This window comes from Rhizobium sp. WYCCWR 11152, from assembly GCF_013087615.1.
Taxonomy (GTDB): Bacteria; Pseudomonadota; Alphaproteobacteria; order Rhizobiales; family Rhizobiaceae; genus Rhizobium; species Rhizobium indicum.
The window spans coordinates 1-4,868 of sequence record NZ_JABFCP010000037.1; the positions used below are offsets into that span (position 1 = coordinate 1).

The window sequence follows — 4,868 nt, forward strand, 5'->3', positions numbered from 1 at the left end:
CGATCTCGGCAGCATACGTCGCGGGCGGCAATCCCACCACCCTGATGCTGTCTCCCTACGCAAAGACGGTGTTCTCCACCTTCATGAGCGATGCCAACGTGGCGCAGCAGCGTTTCGCGGCAAAGGGAACCTCGCAGACCACGATCGTCGCGGCGGCCGATGCCTATCTGTCTGACTTCGGCACCCTGACCGTTGTTCCGAACCGCCAGATGGCACGTGCCGGCGCCACCATCGCCCGCAACGCCTTCCTCATCGATCCGTCGATGGCCAAGCTCGGCACCCTCCGCGACATCCATCGCGAAGATCCGGCCAAGACCGGCGACCAGGAGAAGAAGGTTCTGCTCGTCGAATACACGCTGATAGTCAACAACGAAGCCGCACATGCGGTCATCGCCGATATCTTCGGCATGACGTCGGCGAGCTAAGGAGTCATCATCATGGATCGTATGCAGCCTCAAACCCTTACGGCGGCGACCTATACGCTGACCTCGGAAGGCAACAGCGGAACCACGCTCAACCTGACCCGCGCAGCAGGCATCACCTGCACGCTGCCGGCTTCGGTTGGTGATGGCTCCACGTTCGAGTTCTTCGTCAACACGACTGTCACGTCGAACTCGAACATCGTCAAGGTGGCAAACTCTACCGACGTCATGAGCGGTGTTGCCATCGTTGCACAGGACGCCGCCGATACATTGGTCGCCTTCGAAACGGCGGCCACCTCCGACACGATCACCCTGAACGGCACCACGACCGGCGGCATCAAGGGCGATCGCATCATCCTGAAGGATGTCGCGGCCGGCTTCTGGTTCGTCAACATCATCATGTCTGGCACCGGCACGGAAGCAACGCCGTTCTCTGCCACGGTCTAACGAAACAAATTCCCCCGCTAATCGTTTGGTTACGGGGGAACCCACCCCTTTTGAAAGGATACGGCCATGAGCCGCATTGAACTCGAAAAGCAGGCCCGCGTTCTTGGCCTCACAGTCGATGGCAAGATGAGCGACAACGACCTCAAGAAAGCCATTGAGGAAAAGGGCACCGAGACGATGGCTGCGGCCGAAGGGCAGGGCACTCGCTTCCATGAGCCCCAGGGAGAAGAGCGCTTCATCCCCGTTGACGACGAGCAGCCGGAATTCAAGAAGGATGCCGGCCAGGACAAGATCAAGCAGAAGGTGAAGGCTTCCGAGAAGCTCTTCCCCGTCAAGCTGGTCAAGAACTATCGCCCGATCAGCCCCGACTTCCAGATCCAGGGAGAAGGCGGCGTCTATCGTCCGCCGAATGAAGAAGAGCGTGCGAAGGTTCCGGCCGGCGAATTCATCGCTCTCCCGGTCGCAGAAGCGCAATCCGTCATCGAAAAGAAGATCGCCGAACGCAATGACCCGATCCGTTGATCTTCGCGGAGTCGACAACCTTGACTGGACACTCCTCCGGGAGACGTCCAGTCATCGTTACTGGATCGCCATGCTTCCCGATGGCCGGCAGGTCGTCAAGACCGAGTTCCTCGCGGATGACGAACTCGTCGAGGACAACAAGCGCCTCTATGCAGAGAGCGAAGGCAAGCGCTGGGGCGACGGCCAGGTCGTCGGCCGCATCCCGCTGAACGTGCTTTACAGCTCGCAGCACCAGATCATGGAAAAGATCAAAGAAGGTGATCGGGATCATTTGAAATGGTGGCTGAATTCCGAACATGCCCGCCCTTACCGGACGTTCAAAGGTAAAATCTGATGGATTATGCCGCCCTTCAGACGTCCGTCCTTAATTGGGCGGCGCGTTCCGATGCTGCCAGCACGACAGAAGTAGCGAACTGCATTGCCTTTGCCACGGACGGCTTCAACTGGGGCGTCCCGGCTAGGGGAATAGCTCCGCTGCGTGTCCGTGAGATGCAGACGCTAGCCTCTCTCACCATGACGGATGGCGTAGGCACGCTGCCGAGCGATTACCTGCAATACAAGACGGCTCGCTCCATGTCGTCTCTGCCAAACCCGCTTTCCTACGCGACCGGCAGCTATACGAGCGGTGCATATGCAGATGGGGCGGCCGGCCTCTCGACGACGTTCTCCATCACCGGATCGACCATCTATGTCTTCCCGACCTCGGGCGTGGATGTGGATCTCGTCTATTATGCAGCGATTCCCGCGCTTTCTGATCTGGTCACCAGCAATTGGCTGCTCACCAAGATGCCGAGCCTCTATTTGCAGGCGGCGCTGATGCACCTCGCCATGTTCAACAAGGATGATGCGTTGCTCGCACGCTCACAGGCCATGGTGGCGGCGACGATCGATGGCCTGAACCTCACGGATCAGTTGAGCGAATACGCGAAGGTTGGAACTCGAATGAGTTTTAAGACGCCGTGATTGTGCCTTTCCCGCCGTTCGAGCCCGATAAAGCGCCTTACACTAGCGCGGCCACGGCTGTCGCTGTCAACGCGCTGCCGATCGCCGATGGATGGGGGCCAATGCCGTCGCTTGTGGCTCTCGCTGATGCTCTCCCGACCGCGCCGCGTGGCTCGATCACGGCGAGACTGTCAACCGGAGTGCAGGTGACGATCTGCGGGACAGCGACCGGCCTCTTTCTGGTCAACAACAACGGCACGCTGACTGACGTTTCCGGCACCAGTGCTCCATACGCTGTCCCAGATGGGGATGAGTGGTCTTTCGACGTGTTCGGAGCCCGCATCATCGCCACCAACCTGAACGATGTTGTTCAATATTACGATATCGGCACCAGCACGGATTTTGCCGATCTTCCCGGAACTCCACCAAAAGCTCGCTTCGTCAAGGTGATCGGCGATTTCGTGGCTCTGTTCCAGCTTAATAACGACGCCGCCGCGATTCACTGGTCAGGCATCAACAATTCGGAGCAATGGGTTCCTGGCGAGGAACTCTGCGACACGAACAGTTTCCCCGATGGTGAAGAGCTGCAGGCGATCAGCGTCAACGGCTCCGGCGCCACCCTGGCCTTTCGCTCCGGCTTCCGATCGATGATCTTCGATCCTTCCTCGGGCTATGTGTTCACCTTTTCGCCCTTTGCCGAAGGAAGAGGATGCGCCGCGCCGCTGTCGCTGGTCGATATCGGCCGCGGGGATTTCGTTTATTACTCCGATACCGGCTTTTACCGCGGCGCTTCAGCAACGCCGATCGGGGCTGAACGTGTCGACCGCTGGATACAGACGGTAACGACAGACGGGACGCGCTCAAAGATCAAGGGCGTCTATGATCCCTTCCGCAAGGTGGTCATGTGGCGCTACGAGGACGCGAGCGGCAACGGCTATATCCTCGGCTATGCCTGGCAATTGGATCGCTGGTTTCAGTCCGACACGATCGTTACCGGTCTCGGCGTGTTCGCCACCTCGGCCAAGACGCTTGAAGACCTCGATGCGATCTCGTCCTCGATCGACCTGCTGCCGTTCTCGCTGGACAGCTCGGCTTATGGCGGAGGCCCTCCATCCTTCGCAGGATTCGACGCCTCCTTTCGGCTCGGCTTCTTCACCGGACTGGCGCAACAGGCAACGATCGAGACAGGGCAGACCGAAATCGTTCCTGGAAGCAGGGCGTTCGTCTCAGGCGTTCGCGCCATCAGCGACAGCCCAGGGATTACGATTGCGACTGGCGTGCTGGACTCGCACGACGACACACCGACATGGACCGCGCAGCAGACACGAAACAGCAGGTCGTTCATGTTCGATTTCCGGGCCGACGCCAGGCTCCACGCCTTCCGCGCCATCATCCCGGCTGAAGACGGGTGGTCATCGCTCAGCGCCTTGAACGTCAGCGGCATTCCGAGTGGTGGCCTATAATGAGCGTCAACATCCCATTCATCGCCAACGTAAAGACGATCTGCAAGGATCTGACGGTAACGACCGCGGTCAACGTCTACACCGGATCCGCAAATCTCCGTGGCTCTCTCGACAGCATGTCGGTTTGTAACGACAGCGCCGGCAGCGTCAATTTCACGCTCCAGATGACCGATGGAACGAACGTCTACAAGATCTATGACGTCTTCCCGATCGCATCGCATATCACGCTGTTCATCAAGGAACACAATGTTCAGCTGCCTGATGGCTGGACGCTGCAGGTGATCGCCTCCGGCGCCAATGCCCTGCATGTCGTGGCCGTCATCGCCGAAGTCAGCCCGGTTCGCTCGCAATGAGGATCGCCATCGCGAATTCGGCGGAAGTCGACCAGATTTGGCAGTTGATCAGCGAAAAAATGCAGATCGGGTGCGACAAAACCGGCGGGGCTACATCATCGGCTGAACTGTGGCAGATGTGCCGACGTGGGGACGCGTTCCTCATCGTCGGGTTTGAACGGGAAGTCGTCGTTTCCTCCGTTTGGCGCTTCGAAACATGGCCTTCAGGGCAGGTTTTCCGCTGCGTCGGGCTGTGTGGATCGCGACCCGAACTATGGATGCGAGATCTCTACGAATTCGCAGTCTCCCAAGCCAAAATCGGCGGCACTGACCGCTTGATTGCTCAAGGCCGCAAGGGTTGGCGGCGTCTCATTGAAAAATATGTCACGGGGCGCGTCCGCACGCTCTGGGAAACGGTTGAGGTGCACTAATGCCAGGTGGTGGAAGCAACAAGACAACGACGCAATCAAATAGCGAGCCGTGGAAGGCAGCGCAGCCCGCTCTCACGCAGGGCATCAACGCGGCGCAGAGTTACTTTGATAGGGGCATTGGTGCCAAGGTCTATGGCGATTCCACCGTCGTCCCATGGGACCAGAAGACGACGCAGGGCATGAATGCCATCACCGACCAGGCGAACGCCAACCTTGGCGGCAACGGTCTATCCGGTCAGCTTCAGGGCGTCATCAACAATGGCGGCTACAATTCCGGACAACTCGAGGCGCTGAACAATACGCGTTCGG

At 59.1% G+C, this 4,868-nt stretch carries 8 protein-coding genes and 1 pseudogene; all 9 read left to right on the forward strand.

The window, feature by feature from the left end; genetic code table 11:
* Positions 1–425 (forward strand): DUF5309 family protein (locus tag G9X67_RS34380; protein ID WP_171600750.1); only part of this gene is annotated, 425 nt, incomplete at its 5' end.
* A gap of 12 nt (positions 426–437) precedes the next feature.
* Positions 438–869: a hypothetical protein gene (locus G9X67_RS34385; protein ID WP_171600751.1), complete on the forward strand. Its 432-nt coding sequence runs from the start codon at positions 438–440 to the stop codon at positions 867–869.
* A 66-nt stretch (positions 870–935) separates the two neighbouring features.
* Positions 936–1,391, forward strand: coding sequence for a hypothetical protein (locus G9X67_RS34390; RefSeq protein WP_171600752.1), 456 nt, complete (start codon positions 936–938; stop codon positions 1,389–1,391).
* On the forward strand, positions 1,375–1,725 hold the full coding sequence (locus G9X67_RS34395) for a hypothetical protein (protein ID WP_171600753.1): 351 nt from the start codon (positions 1,375–1,377) through the stop codon (positions 1,723–1,725). The genes G9X67_RS34390 and G9X67_RS34395 overlap by 17 nt, the downstream gene beginning before the upstream one ends.
* The gene (locus G9X67_RS34400) at positions 1,725–2,354 is read left to right on the forward strand and encodes a hypothetical protein (protein WP_171600754.1); all 630 of its coding nucleotides are present in this window, start codon (positions 1,725–1,727) and stop codon (positions 2,352–2,354) included. The genes G9X67_RS34395 and G9X67_RS34400 overlap by 1 nt, the downstream gene beginning before the upstream one ends.
* 101 nt (positions 2,355–2,455) lie before the next feature.
* Entirely contained in the window at positions 2,456–3,796 is a 1,341-nt protein-coding gene (locus G9X67_RS34405; protein ID WP_171600755.1) for a hypothetical protein, read from the forward strand.
* Positions 3,796–4,149 (forward strand): hypothetical protein, encoded by a 354-nt coding sequence (locus G9X67_RS34410; protein ID WP_171600756.1) that lies wholly within the window; start codon positions 3,796–3,798, stop codon positions 4,147–4,149. Before G9X67_RS34405 ends, G9X67_RS34410 begins: the two co-directional genes overlap by 1 nt.
* Complete coding sequence (locus tag G9X67_RS34415; protein WP_171600757.1) at positions 4,146–4,559, forward strand: hypothetical protein; 414 nt, start codon at positions 4,146–4,148, stop codon at positions 4,557–4,559. Before G9X67_RS34410 ends, G9X67_RS34415 begins: the two co-directional genes overlap by 4 nt.
* A pseudogene (locus tag G9X67_RS34420) lies at positions 4,559–4,868 on the forward strand (hypothetical protein); the annotation flags it as partial. The gene G9X67_RS34415 and the pseudogene G9X67_RS34420, both read left to right, overlap by 1 nt.

What these genes read in the sequence shown, in the direction of transcription:
- G9X67_RS34385 (WP_171600751.1), top strand. Translation starts at nt 438, where the DNA reads ATGGATCGTATGCAGCCTCAAACCCTTACGGCGGCGACCTATACGCTG.
- G9X67_RS34390 (WP_171600752.1), top strand. Translation starts at nt 936, where the DNA reads ATGAGCCGCATTGAACTCGAAAAGCAGGCCCGCGTTCTTGGCCTCACA.
- G9X67_RS34395 (WP_171600753.1), top strand. Translation starts at nt 1,375, where the DNA reads ATGACCCGATCCGTTGATCTTCGCGGAGTCGACAACCTTGACTGGACA.
- G9X67_RS34400 (WP_171600754.1), top strand. Translation starts at nt 1,725, where the DNA reads ATGGATTATGCCGCCCTTCAGACGTCCGTCCTTAATTGGGCGGCGCGT.
- G9X67_RS34405 (WP_171600755.1), top strand. Translation starts at nt 2,456, where the DNA reads ATGCCGTCGCTTGTGGCTCTCGCTGATGCTCTCCCGACCGCGCCGCGT.
- G9X67_RS34410 (WP_171600756.1), top strand. Translation starts at nt 3,796, where the DNA reads ATGAGCGTCAACATCCCATTCATCGCCAACGTAAAGACGATCTGCAAG.
- G9X67_RS34415 (WP_171600757.1), top strand. Translation starts at nt 4,146, where the DNA reads ATGAGGATCGCCATCGCGAATTCGGCGGAAGTCGACCAGATTTGGCAG.